The sequence below is a fragment of the Pseudomonas sp. LAMO17WK12:I5 genome (assembly GCF_900215165.1).
GTDB classification, from domain to species: domain Bacteria; phylum Pseudomonadota; class Gammaproteobacteria; order Pseudomonadales; family Pseudomonadaceae; genus Aquipseudomonas; species Aquipseudomonas putida_A.
Map to the genome: position 1 here is coordinate 1 of NZ_OBDS01000004.1, position 18,286 is coordinate 18,286.

The following is an 18,286-nucleotide window of genomic DNA, read 5'->3' on the forward strand; positions in this document are numbered from 1 at the left end:
GAATTTCTTGACGACCATAGAGCGTTGGAACCACCTGATCCCATCCCGAACTCAGAAGTGAAACGATGCATCGCCGATGGTAGTGTGGGGTTTCCCCATGTGAGAGTAGGTCATCGTCAAGATTAAATTCCAGAACCCCTGTCTGCTAACGCAGACAGGGGTTTTGTCGTTTCAGGGCTCCCAAAACTCAGGCCGCTTTGCGAGCCTTGCTGATGCGCCGGGCCTGCCACTTGCGCCACCAGATGTAGACGCCAGTCCCTGACAGCCCCGCGATCACAACACCCAATACCGCGATGATCACTTGCCCGGTGAAGCCGATGATCCGTCCACCATGTATCGGTAACTGCAATCGATAAAACCGCTCCCCCAATGTCCCTTCTCCAGCTATTTCCTGTCCTAATAATCGTCCGTCCGTGCCGTGAAAGAACAACCAGGATTTTCCATGCGCTTGAGTGTCATGTTGCCCGAATCCTGCGCCGTAGAAGTTGTACTCAAAGCTGTAATACAACTCCCCGATCGCCGCTGTCAGTCCTAACCTCTTCCCCTCGACCAATGCCCTTTCGTACGCCTGTTGATAACTCAACTGTGTCACCCCCAACTCAGATGGAGGCATTCGCCCTCGAGCCTCATAAACGCTCGGCTCGATCGGTGAAAGCAGCGACACCGCCGGTTTGAAGACCTGACTGGGCAAGTTCATCGCGACACTGCTGACCGCAATCGGTAGCAACAACAACCACAGCCACAATCCACTGGCCCGATGCAGATCGAAGTTAAGTCGATAAACGTGGCCGCCCTTGATCTTCCAGGCCGCCGACCACTTTTTCCAGAACGGCTTGCCACGAGGAAACGTCAGCCACAGCGCGATGAAACAATCGATCACCCAGGCGCTGGCAACCAGCCCCATCAACCACAAGCCCCAGTTTCCGGGCAGCGTCAAGTTGTAATGAAACTCAAGAATGAACGGAATGAAGTTCTCCCGGGAAAAGCAGCACTCGCCCCAGTAACGTTGGCCTTTCTGCTCGGCACTCACCGGGTCCAGATAGAACACCTGATTGCGCTCATCGAACGGTTTGCCGGTCGCCGGATCATTACGCGGTACCGCCGCCAACATGGCGGTATGCCCCGTCTCCTGCGGATACTCCATGTACCAGACCTGCAACTTCGGATGCGTGGTTTGCACCACGTCGACCAAGGCCCCGGGAGGCAATCGTTGCCCCTCAAATGAGGCTGCGTAGAAGTGCGGATTCAGCCACTCATCCAACTCATGATTGAACGCAAGAATGCTTCCGGTGATCCCGGCCAGCAGCAAAAACACCGCCGTCGCCAGCCCGATATAGCGATGCAACAACACCAACAATGCGCGCATGAAATTTCCCCACAAAGACGACAAAGCCAGCTCCTGAGAAATCAGGGGCTGGCTTTTTTATGCACAAGGCAAAGGTTTAGAACTGGTAGCTGACCGTGGCGGCGACGTTGCGCTCTTCGCCCATGTAGCAGAAGTTCAGACTCGCGCAGGAGGCCACGTAGGATTCATTGGTCAGGTTGTTAGCATTCAGGCGCACGTCGACACCTTTCAAACCAACCTTGCCCAGGTCATAGCCGATCGATGCGTCGAACAGCGTGTAGGAAGGTACCTTCAGCGTGTTTTCCGCATCCGCCCAGCTGTAACCGACATAACGCACACCACCGCCCAGGCGCAGGCCGTCGAGTGCCGCACTGTCGAATTTGTAGTCCGCCCACAACGACGCCATGTGCCGCGGTGCCTGAGTCGGCGAGTTGCCTTTGTTCTCGATCACATCGGTCGGCGTGCTCAAGGTGCTGACCATCGACTTCGAGTACTCGATATCGGTGAAGGTGTAGCTGCCGAGTACTTTCAGGTTGTCGGTCAACTGCATGTGCGCTTCCAGTTCCAGCCCTTGCGAACGAACAGCGCCTACCGCGCGGTAGAAGTTTTCCTGCGGCAGTTTGGTCGCCAGATTTTCTTGATCAATGCGGAACAGCGAGGCTGTGAACAGGTTGTCGGTGCCCGGCGGTTGATACTTCAGGCCGACTTCCCACTGTGTGCCATCGGTCGGAGGCAGAGGATTACCGGCGCTGTCGGCATACGAGTTCGGGTTAAAAGATTCGGAGTAGCTGATGTACGGCGCCAGGCCGTTATCGAACAGATACAACGCGCCGGCGCGGCCGGTCAGTTTGGTACGGCGGTCGTTGATTTCGGTGCCCACTGGCCGACCCGCTTCGGCGATACGGTTCTCATCGGAGGTCTCGACCCAGTCCTGACGCAGACCCAGCGAAAACCGCCATTGGTCCATCTCGATCAGGTCTTGCAGGTAGACCCCGGTCTGCTCCAGGCGCCGCAGGTAACTGGTGTTGCCGTACATGTCGATCGCCGAATTGCCGTAGACCGGGTTGAACGCATTGATCGGCGCCAGACCACCACTGGTCCAGTCGACCACCGTCTTGCGCCGTTGATAATCTGCGCCCATCAACACGGTGTGCTTGGTGGCCCCGGTGAAGAATTCGGCCTGCAGCATGTTGTCGACGATGAACGCATGCAGACGTTCATCGCCGCCGGTGTAGTAGCGGTTAAGTTCGTTGCTGGTTGGCGTCGTCCAGCCATAGGCGTAAACCTGATCCATGTTCACTTTGGAGTCGAGGTAACGGAAGTTCTGCCGCGCTGTGAAGACATCGTTGAAGCGATGTTCGAACTGATAGCCGAACGATTGCTGATCCCGCGAGTAGCCATCAATCCCCGGCTCACCCTCGAAGAAGTGCGGCGAGATGCGATTGCCGTTGCGCTGATGAATCGTCCCGTCCGCCGGCACGCCACCGTGGTAGCCGCCATCCGGATCGTGCTGCAGATACGCCTGCAGCGTCAGCGAGGTGTCTTCAGTGAAATCGATACTCAGCGTCGGAGCGAGGGCGAAGCGTTTTTCCTTGTTGTGGTCGAATTGTGTGTCGGACTGATCCGTCAAACCGGTCAGACGATAGGCAATGCGCTTGTCGTCATCGACTGGGCCGCTGAAGTCAAAACCGACCCCGCGCTGACCTTGGGTACCGACCGTGGCCTGAACCTGATGATAGGCCTCGTACAACGGCTTTTTGCTGGTCAGCGCCACCAGGCCACCGGGCGAACTGCGGCCATACAAGACCGACGACGGGCCTTTGAGAATATCCACGCGCTCGAGGAAATACGGATCGACCTGCATGGTGCTGTAGGTCCCGCTGTCGCCCATCGACTTGAGGCCGTCGAGGTAGATGTTATCCACCGAGCCATCGTTGAAGCCGCGCATCGCCACATAGTCGTAGCGATGGGTCGCCCCGTAAGGGTTGGTCAGCACGCCGGGGGTATAACGCATCGCCTGGGAGACGGTCTGCGAGCCTTGATCGTCCATTTGCTCGCGGGTGACCACGGACACGCTTTGCGAAGTTTCCAGCAACGCGGTACTGGTCTTGGTGGCGATCTGGCTGTGGGTGGCGTTGTAGCCTTCCATGCTACCGAGTGCGTTGCCGAGGGCGAAACCTTTGATATCGGTGGTTGGCAGTGCCAGCGCCTCGGTTTCACTGACAGGACGCAGGACGTAGCTGCTGCCGTCCTGGCTGACTGCTTCCAGGCCCGAACCGCTGAGCAAATGGCTCAACGCCTGATCAGTTGAATATTCGCCCTGTACGCCCGGAGACTGTTGTCCCTGCGTTTGCTGCGGAGTCATCGCCAGGGTAATGCCTGCCTGACGGGCAAACTGGTTCAGCGCTTCGCCCAGCGGGCCGGCGCCGATGCTGTAGCGATGACTGCTCGCTTCACTGGCAGGGGCGGCGAGGCTCAGGCCGGGCAGCGCACAGGCACCCAGAACGGTGGACAGCAGGGCGGCGCGAACGGCGTGGCGCAGCAGGCCCGATTCGGCAGTGAAATTCAGCGGTTTCTTACAGGTGAGGCGGACAGTCATTGTCGGTTTCCGTGGCAAGTCGCAAAGGCTGAGTTGAAGTGCTTACTGACCAAGCCGGACTTGTCGCGAAAACCCGCCAAAATAATTTCAGGCCACCGCCTCGAGTGTGACCCACCATCGGGTGCGATAACGCAATTGCACCGGCAGGGTCTGCGGCAGGATGGCCAGCAGCTTGTCGGTGTCCTCCAGGCGGAACACTCCGGACAGGCGCAAGTCCGCCACCTGCGGCGCGCACGTCACAAAGCCCTGACGATAACGCCCGACTTCATTGAGGAAATCGCCCAGGCGCATATTGCGGGTCACAATCAAACCATCGGCCCACGAGCCCACGTCCATATCCAGTGGCGCTGCCGGGCGCACCTGATGATGATCGATCAGATAGGTCTGCCCCGCGAGTGCCTCGACGGAGGTTGCGCCGCTGCGGATGGCGACGCTCCCGGAGCTGACGGTGAGCCGTGTGCAATCGCTGTCCTGACGCAAGATGAAGCGGGCTTTTATCGGCTCATAAATACCATGACGACTTTGCACGCGAAGTGGCCGGTTGAACGTCGCGCCTTCATCGTTACCGCCGCATGTGACGATGATTTCGCCGCGAGTGAGTTGGATCAGCCGCTGCTGCGCGGTGTAGTCCAGATCCACTGCGCTGGCAGTGTTCAGCTCGATCCGCGTGCCGTCGGGCAACTGGAACCCGCGACGCTCGCCGGTCGCCGTAGCGTAATCAGCGCGCCACTGCTGCCAGACGGAGGTGTCCTTGGCCAGCCACGCCGTGGAGGCCATCAGTACCGTGCCGGACAGCAACTTCAAGGCCTGTCGCCGTCCGAGTCCTTGCGCACTGTTTTCCAGCGTATTCAGCGCCACGTGCGCACCGGGCACGGCGCGCAGGTTATGGCTCAATTCCGCCTGCAACGACTGCACGCGCTGCCAGGCCAGTTCATGTTCATGATGTTCGGCGCGCCACGCGTCGCACTGATGACTCAGGCGCGCATTGCCATGGTTGTTACGCAGCCGCAGCAACCAGTGGATGGCTTGCTTGACCACCTGTTGCTGCGGCTCGGCGCGGCGCGTGACTGAGTTGTTATCCACAGGCATCAACTTGCGTACCGCAACACGTAGCAGTGATACAGCGCATCGGCGACGTAACGTTCGACTGAACGCAGTGACAAGCCCATCTGCGCGGCGATCTGCTTGTGGGTCAAACCTTCGCACTGCGCCAGCAGAAACGCCTGACGCACTTTCGGTCGCAAGCCTTCAAGCATGCGCGCGATGCTCTCGAGCAACTCGATTACCAGCGCGCGGGTTTCGGCGCTTGGGGTTTCGGCTTGGGGCAAATGGGCGATGGTTTCGAGATAGGCGCGTTCGATTTCTTCACGACGCCAATGATCGATCACCAAGCCACGGGCGATGGTGCGTAAAAATGCGCGAGGTGCCTTGAGTTCCAGGCGTTCGCTGCGCTGCAACAGGCGCACGAAAGTGTCCTGGGCCAGATCTGCGGCATCCGCGGCATTGCCCAGCCGCGCCCGCAGCCAGGCGTTGAGCCAGCCGTGATGACTCCTGTAAAGCGCCTGCACTGCAAACTCAGGTGAGGACATGAACGCGACAGCCCGAACGTCACAAATGATAATTAGTCGCATTTTTATCAGGGGCTGCGAATTTTGCAACCTCTGCTCGGAGATCCAGCAAAAAAACTTCGTGGCGGACGCTCTGGCACGCCGTTCGGCGGGAATCTGACAGAAATGCCGGGCATTTCCCACGCAGCCCTAAGATTTCCGCAAATGGTGCCGACAGACTGGTGAGACATGCGTGCACCAAAGTAGAGCGGTCGTCAGAACGCCGCCTGCGTTGTACGTGGAATGTTGCATCCCGGAACGCATCCCCACTTTTGCATAAGAAGTCCCATGAAATGAATCTCAAGTTCAGCCATAAAATCCTGTTGGCCGCCTCGGGCGTCGTGGTCCTGGCTTTCGCTTTGTTCACCCTCTACAACGACTATCTGCAGCGCAACACCATTGCCCAGAATCTCCAGTCGTCCGTGCAGCAGGCCGGCGATCTGACCGCCAGCAGCGTGCAGAACTGGATGAGCGGGCGGATCCTGGTGCTGGAAAACCTCGCGCAGAACGTTGCCCATCAGGGCAAAGACGCCGACTTCCCGGGGCTGGTCGATCAACCGGCCTTCACCTCGAACTTCCAGTTCACCTACGTCGGTCAGGCCAACGGTGTGTTCACCCAGCGCCCTGACGCGAAGATGCCCGACGGCTACGACCCGCGTCAGCGCCCTTGGTACAAGCAAGCAGTCGTTGCTGACAAAACCATGTTGACCCCGCCATACATGGCGGCGGTCGGTGGTCTGGTCGTGACCATCGCCATGCCGGTGAAAAAGAATGGCGAACTGCTGGGTGTGGTCGGCGGTGACCTGAGCCTGGAAACACTGGTGAAGATCATCAACTCGGTGGATTTCGGTGGCCTCGGTCACGCGTTCCTGGTCAGCGGTGACGGTCAGGTGATCGTCAGCCCGGACAAAGACCAGGTGATGAAGAACCTCAAGGACATCTACCCGAATTCCGGTGTGCGCATCGAGAAGGGCAACCAGAACGTGGTGCTCAACGGCCAGGAACGCATCCTGTCGTTCACTCCGGTCAGCGGTTTGCCGAATGCCGATTGGTACATCGGTCTGTCGATCGATCGTGACAAGGCCTACGCCGCCCTCAGCCAGTTCCGTACTTCGGCGCTGATCGCGATGTTCGTCGCGGTCGCTGCGATTGCGCTGCTGCTGAGCCTGCTGATCAACGTCCTGATGCGTCCGCTGACCACTATGGGCCGCGCGATGCAGGACATCGCTCAAGGCGAAGGCGACCTGACCCGGCGTCTGGTCGTGGCAGGCAAGGATGAGTTCGCCGAACTGGGCAGCGCGTTCAACCAGTTCGTCGAGCGCATTCACGCGTCGATTTCCGAAGTGTCGTCGGCTACCCGTCATGTGCACGACCTGTCGCAACGGGTAATGGCCTCGTCCAACGCCTCGATCATCGGCTCCGACGAACAAAGTGCGCGCACCAACAGCGTGGCCGCCGCGATCAACCAGTTGGGCGCCGCCACTCAGGAAATCGCCCGCAACGCCGCCGATGCGTCGCAGCACGCCAGCGGCGCCAGCGAGCAGGCCGATGACGGTCGTCAGGTGGTCGAGCAGACCATTCAGGCGATGACCGAGCTGTCGCAGAAGATCAGCCTGTCATGCACCCAGATCGAAACCCTGAATGCCAGCACCGACAACATCGGCCACATCCTCGATGTGATCAAAGGCATCTCGCAGCAGACCAACCTGCTGGCACTCAACGCGGCGATTGAAGCGGCCCGTGCCGGTGAAGCCGGGCGCGGTTTTGCGGTGGTGGCGGACGAAGTGCGCAACCTCGCCCACCGCACCCAGGAATCGGCGGAAGAGATCCACAAAATGATCACCTCCTTGCAGGTCGGCTCCCGTGAAGCGGTGACCACCATGAACGCCAGTCAGGCGTCCAGCGAAGAGAGCGTGGAAGTGGCCAATCAGGCGGGCCTGCGCCTGGTCAGCGTGACCCAGCGCATCGGTGAAATCGACGGCATGAACCAGTCGGTGGCCGCTGCAACCGAAGAGCAGACCGCGGTGGTGGAAACCCTCAACGTCGACGTCAACCAGATCAACCTGCTGAACCAGCAGAGCGTCGCCAACCTCAATGAAACGTTGAAGGATTGTGATGCGTTGTCGCAGCAGGCGAATCGGTTGAAGCAGTTGGTCGACAGCTTCAAGATCTGACTTTCAGATTCGAGACCGCGTTATCGTTCTTCGCGAGCAGGCTCGCTCCCACAAATTGACCGCGTTCCTACAGAAGGAATGCGATCAAAATGTGGGAGCGGGCTTGCTCGCGAAGGCGGTAGTTCAGTCACCGCCAAACTGAAGCCTTATACAAACAGCTTCAGCACATTCCCCATCGCATCATCGGCAAACCCCTGCACGAAATCCTTGAATCCCGGCAGTGCCTCGGTACCTCCGCTGGCCGGCTCGGCAATGATCGTCCAGGTCGCCCGCGACTTGCCCGCTCCCAATGATTCCACGTTCATTGCTGCCCACAAATTCGCCACACCCAAGGTGTTGTAGATCGTGGTCCAGGTCATGGCCCGTGCCTGCTCATCGCGTGAGTTGAGTTGCTCGACCACCACGTTGCCGTCCTTGAAGAACTTCTTGCGCAGCGACGACACGCCGTCGCCGGTCATTTCGATGTGCGACAGCGCCGGGATGAAGCGGTCGAAGCCAGCGAAATTGCCGACCACCGCCCAGACCTGCGCCGCGTCCGCCGGCACTTCCACCGACGACACAACGTGGCAGCCGTGCGGGTTTTTGATCAGGGTGTCGGGTTGCAGATTGCTCATGGTGTTGCTCCTTTTTTGGATGAATCAGATGAAGTTGATTTCTTTCAGGTAATCGCAGCCGCGACGTAGCAGCGCCGGGGATTTTTCCGGGTAGTGCGCGCCCATCTGTTGCACGCCGGCCTTGGCGTTCGCATGGCCGATCAGGGAGATGTCGCCGATGTCCTCCTCGAAGCCGTTGAGGTAGAAACCGAGCACGCCGAACAGCGCGTTGTCGGCGTCGACCCGGCCCAGTTGCTGCTGCCAGTCGGCGACGCTGACCAGCGAGAACTCGCTGCCGGTTTCGCGGAACGAGGCGACGTAGGCATCCCAACTCAGCGGCTCGGGGTTGTGCAGGTTGAACACTGCACGCTCGGTCGAATAACGGCTGGCGTGGAAGGCGATGAAGCGGGCGAGAAAGTCCACCGGCATCAGGTCGAAATTCAGCGCGAAGGCCGGTACCTGACCGAGCTGGATTGAGCCCTTGAGCATCAGCATCAAACGGTTTTTGTGCGGCTGGCAGACGCCGCTCAGGCTGTTGAAACTGATGTTGCCGGGGCGATACAGGTTGACCCACACCCCACGCTCGCGCGCCCGTTCAAGGATGCGTTCGCCGACCCACTTCGACAGGTTGTAGCCGTTGCGGATGTAGATTGGCGGGGTCGGTGCGGCGGGCAATTCGAGCACTCGGCCTTCACCGTCGACGGTGCTGGAAGCGGACAGCGTCGAGACAAAGTTGAAGACCTTTTTGCTGCGTCCTTCACACAGGCGCAGCAGCTCGAAAATCGGCTCGACGTTATCCGCTGCCAGTGACTCGTAATCGAGCACGTGGTTGACGTTGGCGGCGTTGTGCACCAGTGCGCCGAACTCGCGATCCAGGCGCTGATAATCGTCGTCGGCCAGGCCAAGTTGCGGGCGGGTGAGGTCCGCGGAGTAGATCCGCACCCGGCTCAAATCGAGATGCTCGAGACGGTTCTCGCGCAATGCCTGAGCAAACCGCTGCGCCGCGGTTTGCCCGCCGCCGTCACGCACCAGACACGCCACCTCGCTGGCGCCCCATCCAAGCAGCGCCTCGACAATGTGCACGCCGACAAAGCTGTTGGCGCCCGTGACGATCACCTTGTGCACATCACCCAGGCGACTGATCGGCAGCGGCTCGATGTTCAGCGGGCGTTCGGCGTCGGCCATGGCCTGTGCGCTGAGCACTGCGCTGTCATCGGTACCGCGCACCAGCGTGGCGAGCTTGATGATGGTTGGCAGTTCGATGAAGCGGTTGATCGAGATGCTGCGCCCGAATTCCTCACGCAAACGCAGCAACATCCGTGACAGCAGGATCGAATGCCCACCGAGGTTGAAGAAACTTTCGTCGGTGGAAATATCGCTGCTCGGCAGCTCCAGCAGTTCCGCCCAGATCTCCAGCAGCAACCCTTCGTCAGCGTTTGCCGGCAGGCATTTCGGACTGCTGTCCTGCACGCTCACCGGCAGCTCCAGCAACGCTTTGCGGTCGACCATGCCGTTGCTGGCGAACGGCATCTGCGGCAGTTCAGTCCACGCCACCGGTTGCATGTAGTCCGGCAGAAACTGCTGGGCATGCGCCTTCAACAGATCGCGGGCAGCGTCCGACTGCGGCTGCGCAAGAAACGCCAGAATCCGCCGCTGATGGTCGATCACCACCGCCACCTGGCGGTACAACTGGCTCTCGCGCAGGCAGCGCTCGATCTCTTCCGGCTCGACCCGGAAACCGCGAATCTTCACCTGATTGTCGCGCCGTCCGCACAGCTCAATGCCGTGTTCGCCCCACTTGGCCATGTCGCCGCTGCGGTAGGCGCGCAAGTTCTCACCGTGCGGCAGTTGCAGGGTCAGATAACGATCCGCGGTCTGCTGCGGATTGTTCAAGTAACCGAGGCAAACGCCGGGGCCGACGATGAACAATTCGCCGACGGTGTTCTCCGGCACCGGTTGCAACTCGTCATCGAGAATCAGCACCTGACTGTTGGCAATCGGTGCGCCAAGAGTGCGGTTGCTGTCACCCGGTTTGAGCTGGCGAGCGGTAATCAGCACCGTGGCCTCGGTGGGGCCGTAGAGGTTGTGCAGCTTGCCCTGGCGGGTCAATTGCTCGATGACGAATGGCTCGCAGACGTCGCCGCCGGTCATCACTTCCACGCCTTGCAGTTGCTCCAGCGGCAGGATGCTCAGCAGCGCTGGCGGCAGAAACGCGTGGGTCAGTTGCCGGCGGCGGATCAGCGCCACCAGTTGCAGTGGATCGCGGCGCTGGGTGTCGTCGGGCACCACCAGTTCGGCGCCCTGCAGCAGTGTCGGAAAGATATCGATCAGCGACGAGTCGAAGCTCAGCGAAGAGAACTGCAGAACTCGGCTTTCGGCGCGCAACTGCACGTAATCGGCGTACCACGCGGTGAAGTGCGCGAGGTTCGCCTGGCTCAGCAGCACGCCCTTTGGATGGCCGGTGGTGCCGGAGGTGTAGAGCGCCATGCACGGTGCTTCAAGCGTCGGCCGTTGACGCATCAACGGCAGGTCGAGATCGGCGTCGGCACTGTCGATATGACTGACATCCAATCCGGGCATCGACTCACCGAGCGGATGCTCGCCGTCGTGCAGCAACAACACCGCGCCGGCGTTTTGCAGGATGTATTGCTGGCGCTGCAACGGATGGCTCGGCTCAAGCGGCAGATACACTGCGCCACTGCCGAGCACCGCCAGAATCGAGGCGAACAGCGCCGGGCTTTTCGGCTGGCAGATACCCACGATCCACGGCTGCGGATGCTGCTCTAGCAGTGGCTGCAGACGTTGCTGGATCGCACGGCTGTGCGCGTGCAACTGGCGGTAGCTGAGCGAGTGCTCGGCCAGGTGCAGCGCCGGTCGCTCGGCGTGTTCGATCAGGCTGCGTTGCAGGCGTTCGATCAACGGCGTCTGCGCCTGTTGCAACAATGCCGGATGCGTCGTGGCGTTGAGGCGATGGACGTAAGCCAGACTGTCGAGAAACGACAGGTCCTCCACCTGTTCGAAGTACGGCGCGGTAACTGGCAATGCCTGCTGAAAATACTCGGCATCGCGGGAGAAACGGCTGACCAGCAGCGCGACTTCGTCGACCACCTGCGTCAGCACTCGCTGGCGCAGTGCTTGACCATTGCCGGACGGCTCATCGCCAATCGGCACACGGCTGATCATTGACGAGCCGAGGAAGCACAGCAGGTCGAGCGTCGGTAAACCGCCAAGGCGCTGCGCAGCGATACCCAGGCGCAGATGCAGGTGCGGGATGGCGCAGAAATCGCCGGCGCCGATGAAGCCATCGTCGATGATCAGGTCTACCGGCGATTGCGCCGCGCCGCTGCGCCGCAAGGAGTGACCGTGTTGTTCGAGTTCCTGCACCAGGTCGGTCATGGCCTGGCTGGCGCCAATCAATAAAATGTCGAGACGTCTCATGTCGGCCTCCTCATCAAACCAGATAGTCACGCAGGGCGTGCTGCACGCAGGGCGTGTCGAGCAGCGAGCTGTTGTGGAAAAAGCGCACGATGTTGCCCACCAGCGGATGGTGGCGATTGATCGGGAAGGCCAACCCGGCCATTTCGTCCTTGAGTGAGCGGCGCACTGCCTCGCTGACCGGCAAGGCGTCGATCAGGCGCAGATCGAAGGACTTCTGGATGTCGTTGGTCAGGTAATGGCCGATGAATACCGGCAGGATCTGCGCAATGGTTTCCCGATCCGCGTCATTGGCGGTGTGCCAATAGATGCGCACCATGCGCGCCCAGAAACTGGAGTGCCGGCCCTCGTCGAGCAGGTGATCGGCCATCAGCCCTTTGATCGACGGCTTGACCGTGTCGTCCCGGGCGAATGCGGCGACGTCACCAGTCACGGTGTTCTCGGCGATGGCCACGCAGATCAGTTCCACCGCGCTGCGCAGGTGCTCGGGCGCCAGTGCCACAGCGGCAGGAATCGCCCGACTCAGTTCGATTTCAGTGGGCAGTTCGATCGGCTCGATGCCGGTCATGGCCACGGTCTGCTGCATGAAATCCATCGCTACCAGCGCGTGGTAATCCTCGTCCACCACCACGGTCATGGCGTCGTAGCGACAGGCGAACGGGAAGGCCACGGCGAAGCGATTCTTGGCGATGCTGCGCGCGGTCTTGTCGACGATCTCGGTCTCGAAAATCACCACGTCGTTGATGAATTTGTACAGCGTCTGCACCAGGGCGAAATCCCGTTGTTGCGGGCATTCGCGCAGGAAGGTTTCGCTGAGCACCAGGGGCTGGCGGCTCAGCGGATAGATCAGGCGCTCATCGTCTTCGAGCACACGCCGTGGCCGGGTGCGGATAGTGGCGCGGGTTTCCCAGGCGTCGGCGAAGGATTGGTAGTCGGCGGCGTTCATCGGGCCACCTCCGCCAAGGGCTCGCGCATGCTCAGACGCAGGCCGTCCCACAGGGCGATGCGGCTATCCACCGCCGCGATGGCGCTGGCGTAGACTTCGGCCTCACGCTGCGGATCACCGTCGACCAGGCGCTCCAGCAGTTGCTCTGCCGCCGGGCCGTGATCTTCGGAGTCGACCTCGATGTGGCGCTCCAGGTAATAGCGAAAGGTGGGTGCCTGTTCGATGCCGATCCCCCAGTCATCGAGGATGCGCTGGAACATCGTCGGGATCACGCTCTCACGGCCATGCAGGAACGCGGCGGCGACGCTGTGGCCTGGCGCATGCAGCGCTGTGTTCAGCGTCTCGCGCACAAATTTCGCCGCTGCCGGATCAACCTCAACGCTTTGCAGGGCGACGTCGTAACTCACGCCTTCCTGTTGCAGCGCGACAAACCGTTCGACCGCCGTGGTGCTCGCACCGACTTCGCGCATCGCGTCCAGGTACAGTTCGAAATGGCTGTAATGGCCGTGGGCGGGACGATCATCCGACTCTTCGCCAAGCACGATCTCGTTGATCAGCCGCGCAGCATGCGGATCGCGTGGCGGTAACCATGGCAGCCGTGTACAGGTCAGTTCCTGTTGCAGGCGCTTGGTCAACGACATGAAATCCCACACGGCGAAGACGTGGGATTCCATGAACCGGCGCAGTACCGATAACGAATCGATCTCGGTAAAGATCGGGTGAACGCTCAATTGCGCTTTTCTCAGGGCGAGTTGTTCTTTAGTTGGCATCATGGCGAACCTCGGTGTTATTGGAATAGAGGGATTGCTCGTTCAGTGCATCAACACGGACTTGATAAGTTTGAAATGTTTTCTATTCGCGAACGCGGGCCTCATTCGGATTAATGAAAGTTTGCAAAGTGCATGAAAGGCTCTCGGCCAGGCGTTGGTGAATATTTACCAAGGCTATTGGCTGACTGCAGAGCTGCGCCGTGTTTGCGGGGGTAACCCTGCTCGGCGAGGAAAAGCTAATACATCGTCAAATAACTTAACAAGTTTATTTTGAATTATTTTTAGTTGTATGTTTTTCAAGTATGAGTCGGCCCGGTAAAACTTTTTGTTTAAGTTTTACTTGGGCGTAGTTGCTCCTTTCGGCAAATAATGGCCAAAATTGAAGACAAGAGTGAATGCCTCACTCAAAGCAACTTCAAGAAGCGGAAATTGAATGTGATGTATAGGAATGAAAGTGGGCCGGAAACGGCGCCGTAACTTCCCTTTTTCCCGTGGCAAGGCTCCTTCCGTAGGTTCCTGGTGCGGGGACTGCGCCGGCGGTGCGGCGCGTCGCCCGTTCTTCATGGGGTGGCCGTTAAAGAGTGCGGGTAAATTGGCGGGACGGCTATGACCGATTCGTCCGCGCCGAGCCGCAATGGCGGGCTTGCGAGCGCTGGGAGGTTAGAGCGAACACGCGGATCCGCCACCAGGTTTGCGGAGGATCGGGGAGAGGATTTGTAAGCGGGTTATTCGCCGGTCAGGCGCGAAGGCCTGAGACCGGCGTGAAGGGTGTCAGCGCACGGCCTTGCGGTTTTGTCCGGCGGGGCTGGCGAGGAACCGGGTGATGACCTCGACACCACGGTTGAGGTGATGTGTGAGCAACTTCACCGACAGCTCGACATCGCGCTCGATCACGGCCTGGAGCATGGCGCGGTGATCTTCCTGGGAGAGTTTGCCCAGGCCCATGGCTTCGAGATTGAAACGCAGGAAGCGCTCCTCCTCGTTGAGGCCGTCTTCGACCAGCCGCAGCAGACGCTTATTCGGTGCCTTGCTGTACAGGGCCATGTGGAACAGACGGTTGAGCCGACCGATTTCGCTGTAGTCGTGCTGGGTTTCGAGTTCTTCGATATAGCCGGCGGCAAGCGCGTGATCGGCGCTGGTCAGCAACGGGATCGACTGGCGCATGGCCTCGGATTCGAGGAGGATCCGCAACTCGTAGGTTTCGGTGGCGTCGCCCTGGATCAGCGGCGCTACAACGGCGCCCTTGTGGGTGGTGACGCTCAGCAGTTCCTGCGCTTCGAGCTGACGCAGAGCCTCGCGCACCGGCATGCGGCTGACCCCGAACAGGTCGGCCAGATCCTGCTGGCGCAGGGCGGTGCCGCACGGCAAGCGACCGTCAAGGATCGCCGAGCGCAGGGTTTCTTCGATGATCGAGCGGGCAAGGTGTGCGGGAATCGGCCCATCGACTTTGATGCTGTGCAGCGGTTTGGGCTTCTGTGTCACAACTACTCACCCTGAATGACGACGGAATTTGGATCCAAAGACACTAGTGATTGCTCTACAGGTTGTCAAACCATGTAAAGGATTGCTGTCCTGAATGAAGTTTAGCGCGATGGCGATGATCTCATGGTGCCATTGTTTTTTGCCGGGCTAAGCTTCACCATCAAACGCTTTCCTTCTGCCCCCTGGAAACCTGCTGTGGCGGTACGTTTCACGATCCCCCGGACTCTGCGCTGGCTAGGCTGCGCACTGTTGCTGGCCGGCGTCATGCTGGGCGGCCTGCATGCCGATTGGGATTTTTCCGCGATCAGCCGCAAGGCTACGGCGCTCTACGGCCCGTTGGGTGCCGGGCAGCAGCGGATCGATGCCTGGCAAAACCTGCTGGCCACGCAGAAACAGGTCAGCGAGATGGAAAAGCTGAAAGTGGTGAACCTGTTTTTCAACAAACAGGTGCGTTATGTAGAAGATATCGATCTGTGGGGGCAGGTCGATTATTGGGAGACGCCCATCGAAGCGTTGTGGAAAGGCGCCGGCGATTGCGAAGACTACGCGATCGCCAAGTATTTCAGCCTGCGCCATCTCGGGGTCTCCAGTGACAAGCTGCGCATCACCTACGTCAAGGCACTGCGCCAGAATCGCGCACACATGGTGCTGACTTACTACGCCACCCCCGATGCCATGCCGCTGGTGCTCGACAGCCTGATCGATCCGATTCAGCCTGCGTCCCAGCGAACCGATTTGCTGCCGGTCTACTCTTTCAATGCTGAAGGTCTGTACCTGCCGGGAGCCAAGGGCAACAAGAAGGTCGGTGACACCAAACGCCTGTCGCGCTGGCAGGATGTGCTGAAGAAAATGCAGGCCGAAGGTTTCCCGGTCGAAACGACTAACTAGGAGCACGCGCTCAGATGTCTTTGTTCAAACAGCTGTTGATCGCTATCTGTCTGTTCCTGGTGGTCGCCTTCACCGGCAGCTTCATGGTCAGTCTGGAGAGCTCGCGCACCCAGTACGTCAACCAGCTGCGCTCCCATGCCCAGGACGCCGCCACGGCGCTGGCGTTGTCGCTGACGCCGAATATCGATGACCCGGCGATGGTCGAGCTGCTGGTCAGCTCGATTTTCGACAGCGGCTATTACGCGAGCATCCGCGTGGTGGATCTCAAGACCGACCAGACCATTGTCGAGCGCAGCGGGATTCCGGCGGTGAGCAATGTGCCTGACTGGTTCGTCAAACTGATCGGCCTGGAGCCGGCCGGTGGCGACGCGCTGGTCAGCCGTGGCTGGGAGCAGGCGGCGCGGGTCGAGGTGGTCAGCCACCCGATGTTTGCCGTGGCCAAGCTGTGGCAGAGCGCGTTGGGCAGCCTCGGCTGGCTGCTGCTGTGCGGCGCGGTCAGTGCAGTGCTCGGCGCGTTGCTGCTGCGCCGGCAATTGCGCCCGCTGGATTACATGGTCAAACAGTCCCACGCCATCGCCCGCCGCGAATTCCTCAGCCTGCCGGAGTTGCCGCGTACCCCGGAACTGCGGCGCGTGGTGCAGGCGATGAACCAGATGGTCGAGAAGCTCAAGGCGCTGTTCCAGGAGCAGGCCGAGCGCAGCGAAAAACTGCGTGCCGAGTCTTATCAGGACAACCTTACCGGGCTGGCCAACCGGCGCTATTTCGAGATGCAACTGCACAACCGCGTGAGCAACCCGGAGCAGGCCAGTTCCGGTTACCTGCTGCTGTTGCGGGTCAAGGATCTGGCCGGGCTCAATCAGCGTCTGGGCGGTCAGCGCACCGATGAATTGTTGAAAGCTGTCGGCGAGCAACTGTCCCGCGAGTGCGCCAAATACCCTGAAACCCAGAACCTCGTCACCCGTATTCGCGGTGGTGAATTCGCCGTGCTGGCGCCGGGACTGGTGCGCGAAGAAGCGCTGCAACTGGCGCAGAACCTCGACAGCGCGCTGAGCAGCCTGCACGCCACTGGCGCAACCGATGTGCCGGCCGTGGCTTCCATTGGCCTCGCCCCGTTTGCCCACGGCGATTCACCGCAAGCAGTACTGACCCTGGGCGATCAGGCGCTGGCGCAGGCCGAGGGGCAGGGCGAGCAAAACTGGGCGTGCATCGATCAGAGCCTGGTGGCGGACGTCGGTGACGATCACCATGCCTGGCATCGCTTGCTCGATCAGGCGCTGAACCAGCAGCGTTTCGAACTGTATTTCCAACCGGTGGTGGCCGCTCAGGACACGCAATTGGTGCTGCATTACAAAGTGCTTTCGCGCTTGCTGGATGAACAGGGCCAGACCATCCCGGCCGGGCGTTTCCTGCCGTGGCTCGAGCGTTTTGGCTGGACTGCGCGACTGGACCGTCTGATGCTCGAGCGCGTGCTGGAGCAAATGAAGGCGCATGAAGATTCGCTGGCGCTGAACCTGTCTTCGGCAACCCTGGCCGATCCACAAGCGCTGAACAAAGTGTTCGAGATTCTGCGCGCGCACTCCGACCTCGGCGAGCGCCTGACGCTGGAGATCGGCGAGGAGCAATTGCCGGAGCAAGCGGTGCTGGAGCAGTTGACCCGGCGCCTGCGTGAACTCGGTTTCTCCCTGAGCCTGCAGCGCTTTGGTGGACGCTTCAGCATGATCGGCAACCTGGCGCGGCTGGGGCTGGCGTACCTGAAGATCGATGGCAGTTACATTCGCGCGATCGATCAGGAGAGCGACAAGCGCCTGTTCATCGAGGCGATCCAGCGTGCGGCGCACAGCATCGATCTGCCGTTGATTGCCGAGCGGGTGGAGACCGAGGGTGAGTTGTCGGTGATTCGCGAGATGGGCTTGTATGGGGTGCAGGGACAGTTGTTTGGTGAGCCCAAACCCTGGAGCTAAACTTTTAGTGCAGCGGTGTCAGTGATGCTGTCTTCGCGAGCAGGCTCGCTCCCACATTGGAATGCATTTCAAATGTGGGAGCGAGCCTGCTCGCGAAGGGGCCAGATCATTCAACGAATATGCGGGATCAGATAAGCCCACCTTCATCATCATCGATCAACTGGCTCAACCCGCCCAGCGCCTCACGCGCCTGGGTCCTGTCCATCAACTTGGCCTGTGCCGCCGGCGGCAGGTCGGTGACGCGGATCACGCCCTTCTGGGTCAGCACCTGGATCAGGTCGTCGAGTACCCGAATCATTTCCAGGTCGCTCTGCTTGAGCTGTTTCAGGCTGGTTTCCACCACTTCATTGGCGAACCAGGCCTGGATTTCATGGCTGTCGGCCGGCAGCGTTTCCGTGGCCTCGGCGTAGGCCGCGGCTTCCACGCGAATCAACAGACCTTGCGCATCGCGTTGCACGTAAAACATTGAGCATCCCTCAGAAAGAT

Annotated in this window: 13 protein-coding genes and 1 rRNA gene; 4 read left to right on the plus strand and 10 right to left on the minus strand. The window is 60.2% G+C overall.

The features are described from left to right. Nucleotides 1-6: 6 nt before the first annotated feature. A 5S ribosomal RNA gene (gene rrf, locus CRO59_RS07855) occupies nucleotides 7-122 on the plus strand. A 65-nt stretch (nucleotides 123-187) separates the two neighbouring features. Here the strand turns inward: rrf and CRO59_RS07860 are convergent. From CRO59_RS07860 to CRO59_RS07875, 4 genes are all read right to left on the minus strand, one after another. Continuing rightward, nucleotides 188-1,366, minus strand: a complete 1,179-nt coding sequence (locus CRO59_RS07860) for a PepSY domain-containing protein (protein WP_097086758.1) — start codon at nucleotides 1,364-1,366, stop codon at nucleotides 188-190. 76 nt (nucleotides 1,367-1,442) lie between these two features. Continuing rightward, nucleotides 1,443-3,944: a TonB-dependent siderophore receptor gene (locus CRO59_RS07865; protein WP_097086760.1), complete on the minus strand. Its 2,502-nt coding sequence runs from the start codon at nucleotides 3,942-3,944 to the stop codon at nucleotides 1,443-1,445. Nucleotides 3,945-4,031: 87 nt separating this feature from the next. Beyond that, nucleotides 4,032-5,033, minus strand: a complete 1,002-nt coding sequence (locus tag CRO59_RS07870) for a FecR domain-containing protein (protein WP_097086761.1) — start codon at nucleotides 5,031-5,033, stop codon at nucleotides 4,032-4,034. Then, a complete protein-coding gene (locus tag CRO59_RS07875; RefSeq protein WP_097086763.1) occupies nucleotides 5,033-5,533 on the minus strand; it encodes a sigma-70 family RNA polymerase sigma factor in 501 nt (166 codons plus the stop codon). Before CRO59_RS07875 ends, CRO59_RS07870 begins: the two co-directional genes overlap by 1 nt. A 311-nt stretch (nucleotides 5,534-5,844) precedes the next feature. Here CRO59_RS07875 and CRO59_RS07880 point away from each other — a divergent pair, with 311 nt between their 5' ends. Beyond that, a complete protein-coding gene (locus tag CRO59_RS07880; RefSeq protein ID WP_096797711.1) occupies nucleotides 5,845-7,725 on the plus strand; it encodes a methyl-accepting chemotaxis protein in 1,881 nt (626 codons plus the stop codon). A gap of 146 nt (nucleotides 7,726-7,871) precedes the next feature. Here the strand turns inward: CRO59_RS07880 and CRO59_RS07885 are convergent, their stop codons facing one another. The 5 genes from CRO59_RS07885 to CRO59_RS07905 form a co-directional block, all read right to left on the minus strand. Further along, a complete protein-coding gene (locus CRO59_RS07885; protein ID WP_097086764.1) occupies nucleotides 7,872-8,339 on the minus strand; it encodes an SRPBCC family protein in 468 nt (155 codons plus the stop codon). Between the two features lie 24 nt (nucleotides 8,340-8,363). Then, entirely contained in the window at nucleotides 8,364-11,756 is a 3,393-nt protein-coding gene (locus CRO59_RS07890; protein ID WP_097086766.1) for a non-ribosomal peptide synthetase, read from the minus strand. Nucleotides 11,757-11,769: 13 nt separating this feature from the next. Beyond that, the gene (locus tag CRO59_RS07895; protein ID WP_097086767.1) at nucleotides 11,770-12,699 is read right to left on the minus strand and encodes a diiron oxygenase; all 930 of its coding nucleotides are present in this window, start codon (nucleotides 12,697-12,699) and stop codon (nucleotides 11,770-11,772) included. Next, nucleotides 12,696-13,472 (minus strand): DUF3050 domain-containing protein, encoded by a 777-nt coding sequence (locus CRO59_RS07900; protein WP_097086769.1) that lies wholly within the window; start codon nucleotides 13,470-13,472, stop codon nucleotides 12,696-12,698. Before CRO59_RS07900 ends, CRO59_RS07895 begins: the two co-directional genes overlap by 4 nt. Before the next feature lie 768 nt (nucleotides 13,473-14,240). Further along, the gene (locus CRO59_RS07905; RefSeq protein ID WP_096797707.1) at nucleotides 14,241-14,951 is read right to left on the minus strand and encodes a GntR family transcriptional regulator; all 711 of its coding nucleotides are present in this window, start codon (nucleotides 14,949-14,951) and stop codon (nucleotides 14,241-14,243) included. A 195-nt stretch (nucleotides 14,952-15,146) separates the two neighbouring features. Between CRO59_RS07905 and lapG the strand changes: the two genes are divergently transcribed. Continuing rightward, on the plus strand, nucleotides 15,147-15,839 hold the full coding sequence (lapG, locus tag CRO59_RS07910; RefSeq protein WP_096797706.1) for a cysteine protease LapG: 693 nt from the start codon (nucleotides 15,147-15,149) through the stop codon (nucleotides 15,837-15,839). Between the two features lie 14 nt (nucleotides 15,840-15,853). Beyond that, nucleotides 15,854-17,800 carry a cyclic di-GMP receptor LapD gene (gene lapD / locus CRO59_RS07915; RefSeq protein ID WP_096797705.1) on the plus strand — a complete coding sequence of 649 codons (1,947 nt, stop codon included), beginning with the start codon at nucleotides 15,854-15,856 and terminating at the stop codon, nucleotides 17,798-17,800. A gap of 127 nt (nucleotides 17,801-17,927) precedes the next feature. Here the strand turns inward: lapD and CRO59_RS07920 are convergent, their stop codons facing one another. Next, entirely contained in the window at nucleotides 17,928-18,266 is a 339-nt protein-coding gene (locus CRO59_RS07920) for a hypothetical protein (protein WP_027611112.1), read from the minus strand. Between the last annotated feature and the right edge of the window lie 20 nt (nucleotides 18,267-18,286).